This window comes from Nonomuraea sp. CA-218870 (assembly GCF_050936535.1).
In the GTDB taxonomy this organism is placed as follows: domain Bacteria; phylum Actinomycetota; class Actinomycetes; order Streptosporangiales; family Streptosporangiaceae; genus Nonomuraea; species Nonomuraea corallina.
In genome coordinates this window covers 1,606,400-1,621,890 of the sequence record NZ_JBNJMN010000001.1, presented here as the reverse complement: position 1 = coordinate 1,621,890, position 15,491 = coordinate 1,606,400, and the positions used below count along the sequence as shown (strand labels likewise).

Annotated in this window: 15 protein-coding genes; 6 read left to right on the top strand and 9 right to left on the bottom strand. The window is 70.6% G+C overall.

Going from position 1 to position 15,491, the window contains the following annotated elements; genetic code table 11:
* Positions 1–4: 4 nt before the first annotated feature.
* Positions 5–1,240 carry a M20 family metallopeptidase gene (locus ACQEUU_RS08175; protein WP_433062390.1) on the bottom strand — a complete coding sequence of 412 codons (1,236 nt, stop codon included), beginning with the start codon at positions 1,238–1,240 and terminating at the stop codon, positions 5–7.
* A 502-nt stretch (positions 1,241–1,742) separates the two neighbouring features.
* Between ACQEUU_RS08175 and ACQEUU_RS08170 the strand changes: the two genes are divergently transcribed.
* On the top strand, positions 1,743–3,131 hold the full coding sequence (locus tag ACQEUU_RS08170) for a peptide ligase PGM1-related protein (RefSeq protein WP_433062387.1): 1,389 nt from the start codon (positions 1,743–1,745) through the stop codon (positions 3,129–3,131).
* 60 nt (positions 3,132–3,191) lie between these two features.
* A complete protein-coding gene (locus ACQEUU_RS08165; RefSeq protein WP_433062384.1) occupies positions 3,192–4,538 on the top strand; it encodes a PP2C family protein-serine/threonine phosphatase in 1,347 nt (448 codons plus the stop codon).
* On the opposite strand, the gene ACQEUU_RS08160 is transcribed toward ACQEUU_RS08165, so the two are convergent.
* The gene (locus ACQEUU_RS08160; RefSeq protein ID WP_433062381.1) at positions 4,515–4,742 is read right to left on the bottom strand and encodes an SCO4848 family membrane protein; all 228 of its coding nucleotides are present in this window, start codon (positions 4,740–4,742) and stop codon (positions 4,515–4,517) included. The two genes, ACQEUU_RS08165 and ACQEUU_RS08160, sit on opposite strands and share 24 nt — an antisense overlap.
* 125 nt (positions 4,743–4,867) lie before the next feature.
* On the opposite strand from ACQEUU_RS08160, the gene ACQEUU_RS08155 reads away from it, so the two are divergent.
* Positions 4,868–5,932, top strand: a complete 1,065-nt coding sequence (locus tag ACQEUU_RS08155) for a D-alanyl-D-alanine carboxypeptidase family protein (protein ID WP_433062379.1) — start codon at positions 4,868–4,870, stop codon at positions 5,930–5,932.
* On the opposite strand, the gene ACQEUU_RS08150 is transcribed toward ACQEUU_RS08155, so the two are convergent.
* From ACQEUU_RS08150 to ACQEUU_RS08135, 4 genes are all read right to left on the bottom strand, one after another.
* Positions 5,927–6,877: a YihY/virulence factor BrkB family protein gene (locus tag ACQEUU_RS08150; RefSeq protein ID WP_433062377.1), complete on the bottom strand. Its 951-nt coding sequence runs from the start codon at positions 6,875–6,877 to the stop codon at positions 5,927–5,929. The genes ACQEUU_RS08155 and ACQEUU_RS08150 overlap by 6 nt on opposite strands.
* Before the next feature lie 206 nt (positions 6,878–7,083).
* Positions 7,084–7,326, bottom strand: a complete 243-nt coding sequence (locus ACQEUU_RS08145; RefSeq protein WP_433062375.1) for a helix-turn-helix domain-containing protein — start codon at positions 7,324–7,326, stop codon at positions 7,084–7,086.
* Positions 7,327–7,483: 157 nt separating this feature from the next.
* Positions 7,484–8,488, bottom strand: coding sequence for a tryptophan--tRNA ligase (gene trpS / locus ACQEUU_RS08140; RefSeq protein WP_433062373.1), 1,005 nt, complete (start codon positions 8,486–8,488; stop codon positions 7,484–7,486).
* A 14-nt stretch (positions 8,489–8,502) separates the two neighbouring features.
* Entirely contained in the window at positions 8,503–9,816 is a 1,314-nt protein-coding gene (locus ACQEUU_RS08135; RefSeq protein WP_270153792.1) for a hemolysin family protein, read from the bottom strand.
* Positions 9,817–9,902: 86 nt separating this feature from the next.
* Here ACQEUU_RS08135 and galE point away from each other — a divergent pair, with 86 nt between their 5' ends.
* Together galE and ACQEUU_RS08125 are read left to right on the top strand one after the other, a co-directional pair.
* Complete coding sequence (gene galE, locus ACQEUU_RS08130) at positions 9,903–10,850, top strand: UDP-glucose 4-epimerase GalE (RefSeq protein ID WP_433062371.1); 948 nt, start codon at positions 9,903–9,905, stop codon at positions 10,848–10,850.
* 59 nt (positions 10,851–10,909) lie between these two features.
* Positions 10,910–11,044: a hypothetical protein gene (locus ACQEUU_RS08125; protein ID WP_433062369.1), complete on the top strand. Its 135-nt coding sequence runs from the start codon at positions 10,910–10,912 to the stop codon at positions 11,042–11,044.
* Between the two features lie 69 nt (positions 11,045–11,113).
* Here the strand turns inward: ACQEUU_RS08125 and ACQEUU_RS08120 are convergent, their stop codons facing one another.
* The 3 genes from ACQEUU_RS08120 to ACQEUU_RS08110 form a co-directional block, all read right to left on the bottom strand.
* Entirely contained in the window at positions 11,114–12,088 is a 975-nt protein-coding gene (locus tag ACQEUU_RS08120; RefSeq protein WP_433062367.1) for a malate dehydrogenase, read from the bottom strand.
* Positions 12,089–12,143: 55 nt separating this feature from the next.
* Positions 12,144–14,147, bottom strand: a complete 2,004-nt coding sequence (locus ACQEUU_RS08115) for a serine/threonine-protein kinase (RefSeq protein WP_433062364.1) — start codon at positions 14,145–14,147, stop codon at positions 12,144–12,146.
* A 304-nt stretch (positions 14,148–14,451) separates the two neighbouring features.
* Positions 14,452–14,778, bottom strand: coding sequence for a hypothetical protein (locus ACQEUU_RS08110; protein WP_433062361.1), 327 nt, complete (start codon positions 14,776–14,778; stop codon positions 14,452–14,454).
* Between the two features lie 414 nt (positions 14,779–15,192).
* Between ACQEUU_RS08110 and ACQEUU_RS08105 the strand changes: the two genes are divergently transcribed.
* Entirely contained in the window at positions 15,193–15,408 is a 216-nt protein-coding gene (locus tag ACQEUU_RS08105; protein ID WP_433062358.1) for a hypothetical protein, read from the top strand.
* The last annotated feature ends 83 nt before the right edge of the window (positions 15,409–15,491 follow it).

Below are 15,491 nucleotides of genomic sequence, written 5' to 3'. Positions count from 1 at the left end.
CTCGTCAGGCCAGCGCGGAGGTGATCTCGTCCGCCGCCGGCACGCGGGTGCTCTCGAACAGGGCGGTCAGCGCGGTCGTCGCCATGACCCGCACGCCCATCGCGATCGCCCGCTCGTCGATGTCGAACGTGCCCTGGTGGATGTCGTAGGTGACCCCGGTCTCCGGCGAGCGGGTGCCGAGCCGGGCGAACGCGCCGGGGATCGACTCCAGGTACCAGGCGAAGTCCTCGCCGCCGAGCGACTGCGACGTGGACACCACGGCGCCCGCGCCCAGGGCGCGCTCCGCGGCCTCCCCCAGCATCTGCACGCAGTCCTCGTCGTTGACCACCGGCGGCACGCCGCGGGTGTAGTCCATCGTGGCCTCGATGCCGTACGCGCCCGCGACCGACTCCAGCAGCGCCTTGATCAGGTCGGGCGCGGCGTGCCAGGCCTCCTCGTCGAGGCAGCGGACCGTGCCCTCGGCCACGCCGTCGTCGGGGATGGCGTTGGCGGCGGTGCCGGCCTCGACCCGGCCCCAGACGAGGCTGAGCGAGGAGCGCGGGTCGATCCTGCGGGACAGCGCGGCGGGCAGCTCGGTGAGCACCTTGGCCAGCGCGAAGACCAGGTCGGCGGTGAGGTGCGGGCGGGCGGTGTGACCGCCGGGGCCGGACACCCGGATGACGACCTTGTCGCAGGCGGAGGTGATCGGGCCGCTCTTCAGTCCGAGCTGGCCCACGTCGACCCGGGGGTCGCAGTGGAGGCCGAAGATGCGGTCGACGCCGCTGATGCCGCCGTGGGCCATGACCTCCAGCGCGCCGCCCGGCAGTTCCTCGGCGGGCTGGAAGATCAGGCGCACCCGGCCGGGCAGCAGCCCGGCGGCGGCCTGCTGGGCGAGGAAGAGCGAGGTGCCGAGCAGGATCGTGGTGTGCACGTCGTGTCCGCACGCGTGGCAGGAGCCGGGGACGGTGGAGCGGTAGGGCGCGTCCTTCTCGTCCTGGAGCGGCAGTGCGTCGATGTCGGCGCGCAGCGCGATGGTGGGACCGTCGCCGCTGCCCACGTCGCAGATGATGCCGGTGCCGCGCGGGAGCACCGTCGGGGTCAGCCCCGCGGCTACGAGCCGCTCGGCGATCCGCTGGGTCGTGCGGTATTCAGCGAAGGCCAGCTCTGGATGCATGTGGAGGTCGCGGCGGAACGCCACGAGATCCTGCTCGGTCTCCGCCAGGAACGCGTCGAGTTCCCCTCGAAGCTCACGCCCCTGCATCAGTCACCATCCCGTCCCGTGCCGTGCGTCGTCTACTGCCCATATCGCACGGCAAATAGCGCCGTATTCGTACTTGTCCCACTGTGGTCGACTGTTCTGTCGGAGCAGCCGTCCGGCCAGTCACGATTGCCGCACACCCGGAGGTCATCGGGGATCGTCAGCGCGGGGCACGACTCTCGGTCGCCTGTTGAGGACAACCGCTACAGCCCGGATCACAGCGGTCGGCCGTGGAACCTGGCGATGCTCCGACCTTATCGCTCTCATGGGGCTTCTTGCTGACGACTACACCAAAAGTTAGCCGACGACATGCCCGTAACCATCGATGGTCACCGAGAGTGACAGATCACGTGACTCGAAAACGGTCACAAGGGATCATTAGATCGTCACCCGGGGCCGCGACTCCCAAACGTGGTGACCGATTCCGAATCGTGTCACTTTCGGCCATGGTCATCACACTACCGCGATGGCTGCATTTGGGGGAAATGCGTGTTTCACTCGCATTATGATCACTAACATCCCGTTCGGGGAGAAGTATGCTGGGTTGAGCATCTTCGAGCCGGGCGAGGGGACCCTGGTGGTCGTACCCTCGCTCTCCCTCCCCCAGGATGAGCTCCGCAGCATCACGGGCGCGCGATGCTACGAGGAACGCCTGCTCTTCCTCCTGATGACGCTCCGCGAACCCGGCGTGAAAGTGATCTACCTGTCGTCGGCGCCGATCGACCCCGCCATCGTCGACTACTACGTCGGCTTCCTGCCCGACCCCGAGGAGGCCGCCAAGAGGCTGACCCTGATCAGTCTCGACACCCCCGACGCGCAGCCCCTCACCCGGACGCTACTCTCCCGTCCCGACGTCGTGGAGCAGGTGAAGGCGGCGATCGACGGCGACGCCTGGCTGGTCCCCTTCGTGCTGAGCGAACTGGAGGAGGAACTCGCCTCGTTACTCAGCGTGCCTCTCTACGGCCCGGCCACGTCGTTCGCCTACTACGGCTCCAAGAGCGGCTCGCGGGAGATCGGCGTCGAGGCCGGCGTGCCGATGGCGCGCGGCTTCCGCGACCTCTACACGATCGCCGACATCCAGGACGCGATCGAGTCGCTGCCCGGCGAGCGCCTGATCGTCAAGGTGAACGACGCCTACTCCGGTCTCGGCAACGCCATCGTGCCCAGGGGCGACCTGCCGGGCACCAGCTTCGCCGCCGAGGGCGAGACCTGGGCCACCTTCGCCGAGAAGGTCCGCGAGCGCGGCGCGGTCGTCGAGGAGTTCATCGAGCACCGGCCCCTCTACCACCCGAGCGCGCTGGCCCGCATCACCCCCGGCGGGCACTACGACGTGCTCGCCACCCACGACCAGGTGCTCGGCGGCGCGAACAACCACGTCTACCAGGGCTGCACCTTCCCGGCCGCGCCGGAGTACCGCGCCGAGGTCGGCGACTGCGCCGCCCGCATCGCCCGCGCCCTGGCCGCCAAAGGCGTGATCGGGCTGTTCGGGATGGACTTCTTCGCCATGAAGACCGACGCCGGCTACGCGGCGCTGCTGTGCGAGATCAACCTGCGCATCGGCGGCACCACCCACCCGTACGGTGCCGCGCTGCTCACCACCGGCGGCGTCTACGACCCCGGCACCGGCCTGCTGATGGCCGACGGCCGGCCCAAGTACTACACGGCCACCGACAACTGCTCGGCCGAGTGCCTGCGCGGCCGCACCCCGGAGCACGTCCTGCGCGAGGCCGACCGGCTCGGCCTCGGCTTCGACCACGACACCCGCACCGGCAACGTCTTCCACCTGCTCGGCGCCATCCCCGAGCACGGCAAGTTCGGCTTCACCTCGATCGCCGACTCCCGTGAGCAGGCGGACGAGTTGCACCTCCGGACCCGTCGCGCCCTCTGCGGCTGATTCCGCCACGGAACTGTGCGTTAATAGCGGAGTCACGTATGGGCTGGAGGAGGCGCTCCGGTGGAGCCGTACTTCCTGATCAAGGACCCGCGCAGCCGCGCGCGTCTGCGCATGAGCGCGTCCGCCGCCTCCCACGAGCGGCTGGCCTTCCTGAACGAGGCGAGCAGCCGCATCGGCAGCACCCTCGACATCAAGGAGACCTGCCGCGAGGTGATGGACGTCGCGGTCCCCCGGCTGGCCGACACCGGCGGCATCATGGTGCAGGAGCGGCTCATCACCGAAGGGGAGTTCCCGGCCCGCAAGAAGGACGGCTCGGCTCTCGTGCGGCGCGTGGCCACGGCGGCGGCGACGCACGACCCGTGGGAGTGGGACGACGCGTTCCCGGTCGACGAGGTGTGCGTCTATCCCCCGTACCTCCCGCAGGGGCAGGCCATGGCCACGGCCGAGACCGTGCTGGTGCCCCGGCTGGACCGCGCCGTCGGCGAGGAGAACGCGCAGGCGTTCCAGCGGCCGGTCATCGCCCGCCTGCTCCCCGGGTGCTCCTTCCTCGTCACACCGCTGCTGGCCAGGGGCAACGTGCTCGGGTTCCTGGTGCTGCTGCGCCGCGACTGCAGCGAGCCCTTCGAGGAGACGGACATCCCGCTGGCCGAGGAGTTGGCCGCGCGGACCGCGATCTGCATCGACAACGCCCGGCTGTACGAGCGCGAGCGGCGCACCGCGCTCATGCTCCAGCGCTCCCTCCTGCCGACCGGGCTGCAGCGGCCTCCCGGCCTGGAGATCGCCTACCGCTACCTGCCGGCCAGTGACCTGGCCGAGGTGGGCGGCGACTGGTTCGACGTGATCCCGCTGGCCGAGGACCGCACGGCGCTCGTGGTCGGCGACGTCATGGGGCACGGCATCCGCGCCGCGGCGACGATGGGCCAGCTCCGCACCGCCACCCAGACGCTGGCCAGCCTCGACCTCGACCCGGCCGAGCTGCTGTTCCGGCTCAACCGCGTGGCCCACCAGCTCAGCTCCGACCAGATCGCGACCTGCCTGTACGCGACGTACGACCGCACGTCCGGCAAGATCGCCATGGCCAGCGCGGGCCACGTGCCGCCGGTGCTGGTCGAGCCCGCGGGCAGGGCCGCCGCCGTGTCCGTCGTGCCCGGCCTGCCGCTCGGCGTCGACGTCGGGGAGTGGGAGACCCGCACCGTCGACCTGCCGCCGGGCGGCATGCTCGCCCTCTACACCGACGGCCTGGTGGAGAGCCGGCACCAGGGCATCGACGAGGGGCTGGACAGCCTGTGCTCGCTGCTGAGCGGCCCTCCCCGGGGCATCGAGCGGATCTGCGACATGATCGTCACCGCGCAGCGCCCGGCGGAGAAGCGGGACGACATCGCGTTACTGCTGGCCAAGGCCGGCTGACCCGTCACGGCCTCGGGCGCGCAGGCCGCGCCAGCCGATCAGGCCCAGCGCGATCCCCAGCACGACGTTGACGACGATGAGGATCCCGTGCACCACGTAGAAGCCGGTGGCGTGCCCGTCGGCGAGGTTGAATCCCAGGTTGATCCACTCGACCACCATGAACGCGCCCAGCGCGATGAGGAATCCGGCGATCTTTCGTGACATGACCATCTCTCTAGTATCTGAAGCGGATCTTCGGGGGATGTGTCGGCACATGGGCGACGACACGAAGCTACGCTGAGTTCGCGATGTGGATGAAACTGGTGCCTATCACGGCACTCTTTGCGGCGGTGACGTTCACCGGGGCGGCACAGGCCACCCCGACCCCGCCGCCTGTCGGCGGCGACCTGATGGCCGTCCGCGGCCTGGTCAAGCCCGGCGGGTTCAAGGCGCCGCCGAAGACCAAGGCGACCTCGTACGTGATCGCCGACCACGAGACGGGGCAGGTGCTGGCGGCGAAGGACCCGCACGGCCGCTACCGCCCGGCGAGCACGCTCAAGATGCTCACCGCGGCCACGCTGATCACCAAGCTCGACAAGAACCTCAAGGTCAAGCCGAGCCGCAACGCCGTCAACCAGGAGGGTAGCGCGGTCGGACTGCAGTCCAGACCGATCTACAAGGTCGAGGACCTGTTCAGAGCCCTGATGATGTCCTCCGGCAACGACGCCGCCATGGCGCTGGCCGAGGCGAACGGCGGCCTGGCGAAGACCATGAGCGACATGAACGCCGAGGCGAAACGGCTCCAGGCCAACGACACCGTGGCCAAGACCCCCAGCGGCCTCGACAAGCCGGGCCAGAGCAGCTCCGCGTACGACCTGGCGCTCATCGCCAGGGCGGGCCTGTCCAACCCGGACTTCCGGCGGTACGTGAGCACGAAGACGGCCAGGTTCCCGGCGCCGAAGAAGTGGTACGAGATCAGCAACCACAACAAGCTGCTCTGGCGCTACCCGGGCATGATCGGGGTCAAGAACGGCTGGACGTCGAAGGCGCACAGCACGTTCGTCGGCGCGGCCACCAGGAACGGCCAGACGATCATCGTGTCGATCATGAAGCACGAGGGCTACTTCTGGGACGAGGTGGCCGACCTGCTCGACTGGGGCTTCGCCGCCCGGGGCAAGGTGACGCCCGTCGGGCAGCTCGTCGACCCGCTGCCCGACGAGCCGGTCCAGCAGGCGGCGCCGGCCGTCACGCCCGACGCGACCCCGGCGCCCACCCGCGAGCCGATGATGGACACCGCGGCGTCCGAGCAGACGGACAGCACCCGCACCACGGGCTCGCTGGTGATCGGCGGCGCCCTGCTGTTCGGGCTGGCCTGGCTCGGCTACGGCATGTACCGCAGGCACAGGAGGCTATGACGCGTCGGCGGGCTCCGGCGCGTCCGTCGAGGGCACGGGTGAGGGGGCCGGTGGCGGCGCGCCTCCGGCCGTGGCGGTCCACGCGGCCACGTACAGGATGAGCCGGGCGGAGAGGTTGATCCACAGCAGCAGGCCGACCACCACCGCGAACGCGCCGTAGACCGGGTTGGACAGCGTCGAGGCGAGCAGCAGCGAGGCGAGCTGCTTGAGCAGGCCGAACCCGATCGCGCCGAGCAGCGCGCCCTGCGCCAGCACCCGGAACGGCTGGGCCGGCCTGGCCACCCAGCCGAACGCGATCATGAACAGCAGCCAGTCGGCGCCGACGCTGCCCACCACGCCGACGAGCCCGGTCGCGGCCGTCGCCAGCGGCGACGCGCCGCCGAACAGGAAGTCGGCCACGACCTTGGTGGCCTGCGTCGCCAGCCCGCCGACCAGCACCGACACGATGAGCGTCAGGCCCAGCAGGATCAGCGAGACCAGGTCGCGTAGCTTGCCGAGGGCGAACGAGAGCGGCGGCGAGGTGGTCATGGACATCTCCCGCAGCGCCCCGCGCAGCGCGTCCACCGCGCCCAGCCCCGCGTAGAGCAGGCCCAGCAGGCCGATGACGCCCGCGGTCGCCTTGGCGTCCTTGATCGCGTTCAGGTCGATCGCCCCCGCCAGGCCGGGCAGCCGCTGCACGATCGCCGTCTCCAGCGCCTCCGCCACCGCCTCGCTGGCCGTCACCACGTATCCCAGCAGGGCGAACGCCAGCGCGATCAGCGGGAAGAAGGACAGGAAGGCGAAGTACGTCACCGCGCCCGCCAGCCGGTCGCCCGACTGCGCCTGGTAACGCCGGACCGTCTTCATGAGGTGGTCGACGGACGGCCTGCGCACGCGCCAGCCCTCCACCAGCCGCCCGCCCCGGTTCTTCGCGGACCGGATCCGCCCGGCCAGGCTCGTGCTCACGCCCCAGACCTGCCCTGGAGGCGACGTTCATATCCCCTCGGCGATCATTCCGCGCCGGGGGATTCCCGCTCGACGGGCCGCTCAAGCCTTCAGTGATCTTCGGCAGATTGCCAGGGCGAGCTTCGGCAGATTGAAAGCCGCACTATGGCTCTCCGCCCATCAGCGCCCCCGAGGGCCGCCGGCTCCTGGAGACGGCGGGGCCCCGGTCAGTCGCGGGCGCGGTCGGGCTCGTACGCGAGCAGATCGCCGGGCTGGCAGCCGAGCACCTCGCAGAGCTTGGTCAGCGTGGAGAACCGGACCGCCCTGGCCCGCCCGTTCTTGAGGATGGACAGGTTGACCAGCGTCACCCCCACCCGCTCGGCCAGCTCGGTCAGCGTCATGCCGCGCTCGGCGAGCAGCCGGTCCAGGTGGACGGCGATGGCGTGTCCCTCGACGTCCGCAGGCGACATCACCTGCCCCCTTCCCGCTCTTCGCTCATCCGCGCCGTGCCGCGCGGCACGTGCCCCACGACCGGCACGCCTGCCCCGGTGATCGGCAAGCCGGGCCTCGGTATCGACGGTCGATGACAAGGAACACCGCTTCCGACGAGGCAGGCCGTCCGCGCGGTCAGAAGGTCGGCAGGAAGCCCACCCGGTCGCGGACCTCGGCCATGGTCCTCCCGGCCACCGCGCGGGCGCGCTCGGCCCCCACCGCCAGCATCCGGTCCAGCTCCGCCTCGTCGCCCAGCAGCTTCTCGGTGCGCTCGCGGATCGGCGCGAAGGCGTCGACGACCGCCTCGGCCACTTCCTTCTTGAAGGTCCCGTAACCCTGTCCCGCGTATCGGGCCACCAGGTCGGGGATGGGCGTGCCGGTCAGCGCGGACTGGATGCGCAGCAGGTTGGAGATGCCCGGCTTGTTCTCCTCGTCGAAGCGGATCTCGGTCTCGGTGTCGGTGACGGCCCGCATGATCTTCTTGCGCAGCGGCCCCGGCTGCTCCAGGACGTCCAGGATGCCCGCGGGGCTGGAGGAGGACTTGGACATCTTCGCCGACGGGTCCTGCAGGTCGGTGATCTTCTCGACCTCCTTCAGGATGTACGGCTCAGGGATCGTGAAGGTGTCACCGAAGCGGTGGTTGAAGCGCTGGCCGAGGTCGCGGGTGAGCTCCAGGTGCTGCTTCTGGTCGGCGCCGACGGGCACGCTGTCGGCCTGGTAGAGCAGGATGTCGGCGGCCTGCAGGATCGGGTAGGTGAACAGGCCGACGCTGGCCGCGCTCTCCCCGTAGCGGGCCGACTTGTCCTTGAACTGCGTCATCCGCGCGGCCTCGCCCATGCCGGTCTGGCAGGTGAGGATCCAGGCCAGCTCGGCGTGCTCGCGGACGTGGGACTGCACGAACACCGTCGAGCGCTCCGGGTCGAGCCCGGCGGCGAAGAGCTGGGCGGCGGCCACGCGGGTGCGGCGGCGCAGCGCGGCCGGCTCGGTGGGCACGGTGATCGCGTGCAGGTCGACCACGCAGTAGAACGCGTCGTGGGTCTCCTGCAGCGTGACCCACTGACGGACCGCACCCAGATAGTTGCCCAGGTGGAAGGAGTCCGCGGTGGGCTGGATGCCGGAGAGAACACGAGGTCTGGCCATAGCCCTCCATTGTGTCAGGAATCAGCTTCGGGCGGCGACTCGGCGACGGGGCGGCGTTTCACCCTCACCCTGGCGATCCTGCGGCCGTCGAGCTCGATGACGGTCAGCTCGAAGCCGTCCACGTCGACGGAGTCGTTCACCTCGGGCACGCGGCCGAGCATCGCCATGACGAAGCCGGCCAGCGTCTCGTACGGGCCGTCCGGCAGGCGGATGCCGGTCTCGTCGGCGAAGTCGTTGAGGTTGGTGAGGCCGTCGATCTCCATCGCGCCCGTGGGCAGGATGACGGACTCGTCCACGACGTCGTACTCGTCCCTGATGTCGCCGATGAGCTCCTCGACCAGGTCCTCCATGGTGACGATGCCCGCGGTGCCGCCGTACTCGTCGATGACGATGCACATGTGCTGGCCCTCGTCGCGCATCTCGGACAGCGTGGTGAGCAGCCGCTTGGAGGCGGGCACGAACTTGGCGGGGCGGATCGGCACCAGCTCGCTGAGCGGCTCGGTGCGGCCCGTGAGCACGGGGTCGAGCAGGTCCCTGACGTGCACGAAGCCGATGACCTCGTCGTAGGACTCGCGGTAGACGGGGAAGCGCGAGTGGGGCAGCGCGGCGGCCAGCACCGCGGCCTCGGCCAGGGGCGTGTCGGCCTCCATGAACTCGACCTCGGTGCGCGGCAGCATGAGCTCGCGGAGCTGCCGCTTGCCGGCGGCGAACACCTCGGCGATCAGGTTGCGCTCGTCGGGGGTCAGCTCGGCGTGGCCGACGACCATGTCGCGCAGTTCCTCGGTGGTGACCTCCTCGCGGTCGGCCTGCGGGTTGCCCCCGAGCAGCCGGACGACGCCGTCGGTGGACTTGGACAGCGCCCAGATGACCGGCCGCGACAGCCCGGCGAGGCGGTCCAGGAAGGGGGCGACGATCAGCGACAGGCCCTCGGCCCGCTGGAGCGCGAGGCGTTTGGGCGCCAGCTCCCCGAGCACGAGGGAGACGTACGAGATGGCCAGGGTGACCAGCACCAGCGCGAGCACGGACGCGAGGGCGGCGGGCACGCCCCAGCCTTCGAGCACCGGCAGGAGCTGCACGCTGAGCCGGTCGGCGCCGAACGCCGCCGAGAGCATGGTCGCGACGGTGACGCCGATCTGCACCGCCGACAGGAAGCGGTTCGGGTCGCGGGCGAGTTTGGCCACGCGCTCGCCGCGGCGGCCCTTCTGGGCGAGCTTGCGCACCTGGCTCTCCCGCAGCGAGACCATGGCGATCTCGGCGGCGGCGAAGAATCCGCCGACCAGGATGAACAGCAGAACCACGACGATGTTGGCCGCGACGGTGTCAAACATGGTGGTTGGCAGCGTATACGGGGCCGTTCCCGCGTATGCTGAACCGCAAGCCGTACAAAATCAAACAGATTCGAACGGGAGTCAACATGAGGCTGCTGGTCACCGGAGGCGCGGGGTACGTCGGCAGCGTCGTCGCGGCGCAGCTCGTGGCGGCGGACCACGAGGTCATCGTGCTCGACGACCTGTCCACCGGCCACGCGGACGCGGTGCCGGACGGTGCGACGTTCGTGGAGGCCTCGATCGAGGACGCCGGCCAGGCGCTCGACGGCGTCGACGCGGTGCTCCACTTCGCCGCCAAGTCCCTGGTCGGCGAGTCGGTGGAGAAGCCGGGCCGCTACTGGGCCAACAACCTCGGCGGCACGCTGGCGCTGCTGGAGGCGATGCACGAGCGCGGCGTACGCAAGATCGTGTTCTCCTCGACCGCGGCCACGTACGGCGAGCCGGAGAGCTCCCCCATCCCGGAGAGCGCCCCCACCCGGCCGACCAACCCCTACGGCGCCTCCAAGCTGGCCGTCGACACCGCGCTGACGGCCTTCGCCGGGCTGCGCGGGCTGGGGGCGGTCAGCCTGCGTTACTTCAACGTCGCCGGCGCGTACGGCCGCTACCGCGAGCGCCACACGGTCGAGACCCACCTCATCCCCAACGTGCTCAAGGTGGCCACCGGCGAGCGCGAGTCGGTCAGCGTGTTCGGCACCGACTACCCGACGCCCGACGGCACATGTGTGCGCGACTACATCCACGTCGCCGACCTGGCCACGGCCCACCTGCTGGCGCTGGGCGCGTGCCGGGAGGGCGAGCACCAGATCTTCAACCTGGGCAACGGCACCGGCTTCTCCGTGCGGGAGGTGATCGAGGTCTGCCGCGCGGTCACCGGCCACGAGATCCCCGCCGTGGTCGGCCCGCGCCGCCCGGGGGATCCGGCCGTGCTGGTCGCCTCCTCAGAGCGGATCCAGCGCGAGCTGGGCTGGAAGCCGGAGCGCACGGAGCTGCGGGACATCGTCTCGGACGCCTGGGAGGCGCTTTCCGGGATTTGACCCCTGTGACGGGTGAAGATGTGCTGTGATATCGAAATGTGAGGACCTTTTCACCAAGGGTGACGAAGGCGCTCTTCGGCGCCGTCATCGTGACCGGTTGCGCGATGGCCGCGGCCGGAGTGGTGTTCGCCACTCCGGCTCCGCTGACGACCGTTCCGGCGTCGTCGAGCTGCCCGGCGGCCACCGGAAAATGACGGGGCGCGCACCGGGGAGATGACGAGGCGCGCGCCCTCGCGGACGCGCGCCTGCCCCGTGCGTACGGCTCAGATCAGGCCCAGCGACCTGACCGCGTCGCGCTCCTCGGCGAGCTCCCGCACCGAGGCGTCGACGCGCTCACGGGAGAACGCGTCGAGCTCCAGGCCCTGGATGATCTCGAACCTGCCGTCGACCGCGCGCACCGGGAACGACGACACCAGGCCCTCCGGCACCCCGTAGGAGCCGTCGGAGACGACCGCGGCGGAGGTCCAGTCGGTGCCGTTGACCCAGTCGTAGACGTGGTCGATGGCGGCGTTGGCGGCCGAGGCGGCCGACGAGGCGCCGCGGGCCTCGATGATCGCGGCGCCGCGCTTGGCGACCGTCGGGATGAACGTCTCGCGCAGCCACTCCTGGTCCACCTGCTCGGCGGCGGACTTGCCGCCCACCTCGGTGTGGAACAGGTCGGGGTACTGGGTGGCGGAGTGGTTGCCCCAGATCGTCATGTTCTTGATCTCGGTCACCGGCACCTGGAGCTTGGCGGCGAGCTGCGAGATCGCGCGGTTGTGGTCGAGGCGGGTCATCGCGGTGAACCGCTCGGCCGGCACGTCGGGGGCGTGCTGCTGGGCGATGAGCGCGTTGGTGTTGGCGGGGTTGCCCACGACGAGCACCCGGATGTCGTCGGCGGCGTGGTCGTTGATGGCCTTGCCCTGCGGGCCGAAGATGCCGCCGTTGGCGCCGAGCAGGTCGCCGCGCTCCATGCCGGCCTTGCGCGGCATGGCGCCGACCAGGAGGGCGACGCTGGTGCCGTTGAACGCGACGGCCGGGTCATCGGTGATCTCGATGCCGGACAGCAGCGGGAACGCGCAGTCGTCGAGCTCCATGGCGGTGCCCTCGGCGGCCTTGACCGCCTGCGGGATCTCCAGCAGGCTCAGCTTCACCGGGACGTCGGGCCCGAGCAGCTGGCCCGACGCGATGCGGAACAGCAGCGCGTAGCCGATCTGTCCGGCAGCGCCGGTGACGGTCACCTTTACGGGCGTGGCCATGGCCTTTCCCCTAACTCGCAAGCTGGTCTGTTGACGTTCGGATGTTACCCGGTCGTCATTCGCAGGCTTCCATCGCGGGCACCTTCACCTCCGGCTTGAACTCCACGTTGCCGAAGTGCTTCGCCAGCAGCTTCTTGATCACACCCGTGCGGTAGAGGTCGGCCACCACGCCGGAGATCGCCTTGCACGTCCGCACGTCGCCGGCGCGCAGGCCGACGCCGTAGCGCTCGTCGGTGAGCTCGGCGCCGAGCACGCGGAAGCGCACGTTCTCCCGACCGGCGAACCCGGCCAGGATGACGTCGTCGCCGGGCACCGCGTCCACGGTGCCGTTGAGCAGCATGTTCATGCATTCGGCGTAGTTGCTCGCGGGCACCGGGTGAACGTCCACGCGGTCCTGCACCGCGCCCACCGACGGGCTGTTGACGCCGCAGATCCGCTTGCCCTTCAGGTCGCGGATGGAGTCGATGGGGCCCTTGTGCACCAGCACGTCCTGGTGGGCCAGGTAGTAAGGGCCGGCGAAGGCGACCTGGGGGTCCTCGACGATGGAGTACGTCGCCACGACCAGGTCGACCTTGCCCTCCGCCAGGGCGCGGGCCCGGCCGGCCGGGGAGACGGCGACGAACTCGACCTCGCGGGCGCCCAGCCCCTCGGCAATGTGGCGGGCCACGTCGACGTCGAAGCCCTCGAACGTGCCGCCGCGCCGGAGGCCGACCCCCGGCAGGTCGCCCTTGACCCCGATCACGAGCTTGCCGGTCCCGGCGGCCTTCTCGGCGACGCCGGTGTAGGAGGGCAGCGGCTGGACGCTCGCACTGGACCCGGAATCCTGGCCGAGGGCGAGCGTCCAGCCGTTGCGGAAGGCCACCGCGGCGAGCGCCGCGAGCATGCACAGCACGACGGCCGACGCCACCCACCACGTGACCCGTCTCCGCCTCCGGGACGGCGCGGGCGGCCGCGGTCCGCCGACCGGAAGAACCCCCTCGGTCCCGTGCGCGCCCGTACCGCCAGGACCCCCGTGCGCGCCCGTACCACCGGGACCCCCGTGCGCGCCCGTACCACCGGGACCGCCGTGCGCGCCCGTACCGCCGGGACCGCCGGGCGTGGACGTGCGGCCGGAGAGGGCCGGGAAGGCCGTGACGGCCGGCCCGTCCGGGGCGGGGTGGTCGGTGACCGAGACGCGGCTGAACGGGGTGGTGTCGTCGCCGGCCGCCTGCACGCCCCGCGTCAGCAGCGCCGTGGACGCGCCGACCGTCTCGGGCTGCCCGAGCAGCCGCAGCAGGATCTGGTCGGCGGAGGGCCGGTCGGCGGCCGACTTGGACAGCGCCGCCCGCACCACGCCGCGCAACGGCTCCGGCATCATCTCCACGTCCACCTCGTGGGTGAGGATCCGGTTGAGCACGGTCGCGATCGAGTTGCCCTCGAACACGGCGGTGCCGGTGGCGGCGAACGCGATCGTCGCCCCCCACGCGAACACGTCGGTGTACGGCCCGATCTCCTCGCCGGCGATCTGCTCGGGCGCCATGTAGGCGGGAGTCCCGATGGCCCGGCTGGTGATCGTGCCGGTCGAGTCGATGATGCGGGCGATGCCGAAGTCGACCACGCGCGGCCCGTCGGCGGCGATGAGCACGTTGTCGGGCTTGAGGTCGCGGTGGATGATCGAGGCGTGGTGGATGGCGGTCAGCGCGGTGGCGGTGCCGATGGCCAGCCGGTCCAGCGCGGTGCCGGTGAGCGGTCCGTCGGTGTCGACGAGGTCGCGCAGCGCCCGCCCGTCGATGTACTCGCTGGCGATGTACGGGGTGTCGCCGTCGAGGTCGGCCTCCATCACCCGGGCGGTGCAGAAGGACGCCACCCGCTCGGCCGCCTTCAGCTCGCGGGCGAAGCGGGATCGGGCGCTCTTGTCACCGGTGAATTTGACGTGCAGCAATTTGACGGCGGCCCGCTCACCGTGCTGGTTCACCCCGAGAAAGACGATGCCCTGCCCGCCCTCGCCGATTCTTCCGGTCAGCCGGAACGACCCCAGCTGGGAGGGGTCGCCGGCGACTAGCGGCGAGATGTGCGGCATTCGACTTCCCCACGTGTCCTAACGAAGCCCGACGAGGCAAACTTTACGACGTTGGAGAACTTCCCAGAGAGCTGTTAACCGTTCGTGACGTCACCGTTCGCGGACAGAAGCCGCGTTCACCGGTCGCACGCGGACTCGATGCCGAACTCCCAGCCGCCGTCATCTTGCCGCCCCGGGCTCGTGCTCTGGGGTCCCCACCAGCGCTCGGCCCGCAGTGACAGCTCGGGCGCCGCGGCCAGGGCGCGCTCACAGTCGACGATCTCCAGGAAGAGCCGTACCTCGATCAGCCCGCGGGGGCGGATCGTCAGGCGAAGGCGCGACCGCCGTCCTCACGGACCTCGGTGAGCCGGACCCCGTCCGCGCGCAGGCCCACGCCCGAGACGGTGACGGGGAACCAACCGTCGTCGACGATCCTGTGCCGAAGCCGCACGACCGTGTTCCGTACCCGGCCGGCGTCGTCACCGAAGGTCAGGACATCGGGGCTGCCCCCGTCGACCGCCAGCCGGGGGACGGCGAGCCCGCTCGCCGACGCGCCAAGCACGAGCAGCACCACGGCCACGAGGGCGCCGCGCATCCGCCGGAGCTCGCTCGGGGTCGCCATTCCGGCGCCGTGGTCCAGCCGTTCCCACACGTTATCGGGTATCACTCCACGCCCCTGCCCCTTTGACCAGCATTCTGTTACTTTCTCCCGGGGACGAGGGACATTTCGTGACATTGATTCTTTTTCTGGCATTCCTCGCGGTCGCGGTTCCTTTCGTGTACCGGACCCAATCCGAGGCCGTGCCGCGCAGCAGTATGCACCGGTTCTCCCGCTTTTACCAGGTAGAGGTCACTCCGGACAACGGCTCGGCCATTCTCCGTTATCTGCATGTCACGACGAGTTCCATGCGTATCGGAACGGTCGCCGGGCTCGCCGTCATGGTCGCGCGGGCCGACGGGGAATCGTTCGCCATCAGCCCTATCTGGCCGATGATCGGATGGTTCTGCGGAATGGCAGCGGCCGAGACGCTCGCCGCCCGTCGAGGCGGCCGGCCCTCCGCTCCGCGTGCGGCTGGCGCCGGCCCGGACGAGCGCGCTGTGGGTGTTCGCCGCCATGGCGTCCGGCGCGATCGCGCCCGCCTCCGTGCTGCGTTCGTTCCAGGCGGAGGTGGATCTCGCCGAGCATGGCTGGGTGGTGTTCACGCTCGCCGTCATCCTGACCGTGAACCACCCGCGCTGCCGGGGGTCAGGCGGGTGCTCGGCCTCGGCCCGTACGGCGTGATCGGCACCACCGGGCACCGCGCCCTGCCCGGCGCGCCCGAGCTGCTCACCCTGGACCTCGGCGGCCGGGTGCGCAGCCGGGCG

Bases quoted from the DNA above. Each gene is read 5' to 3' on its own strand.
- ACQEUU_RS08160 (WP_433062381.1), bottom strand. From the start codon at position 4,742: ATGTCACGAAAGATCGCCGGATTCCTCATCGCGCTGGGCGCGTTCATG.
- galE (WP_433062371.1), top strand. From the start codon at position 9,903: ATGAGGCTGCTGGTCACCGGAGGCGCGGGGTACGTCGGCAGCGTCGTC.
- ACQEUU_RS08170 (WP_433062387.1), top strand. From the start codon at position 1,743: ATGATCACTAACATCCCGTTCGGGGAGAAGTATGCTGGGTTGAGCATC.
- ACQEUU_RS08120 (WP_433062367.1), bottom strand. From the start codon at position 12,088: ATGGCCACGCCCGTAAAGGTGACCGTCACCGGCGCTGCCGGACAGATC.
- ACQEUU_RS08175 (WP_433062390.1), bottom strand. From the start codon at position 1,240: ATGCAGGGGCGTGAGCTTCGAGGGGAACTCGACGCGTTCCTGGCGGAG.
- ACQEUU_RS08115 (WP_433062364.1), bottom strand. From the start codon at position 14,147: ATGCCGCACATCTCGCCGCTAGTCGCCGGCGACCCCTCCCAGCTGGGG.
- ACQEUU_RS08135 (WP_270153792.1), bottom strand. From the start codon at position 9,816: ATGTTTGACACCGTCGCGGCCAACATCGTCGTGGTTCTGCTGTTCATC.
- trpS (WP_433062373.1), bottom strand. From the start codon at position 8,488: ATGGCCAGACCTCGTGTTCTCTCCGGCATCCAGCCCACCGCGGACTCC.
- ACQEUU_RS08145 (WP_433062375.1), bottom strand. From the start codon at position 7,326: ATGTCGCCTGCGGACGTCGAGGGACACGCCATCGCCGTCCACCTGGAC.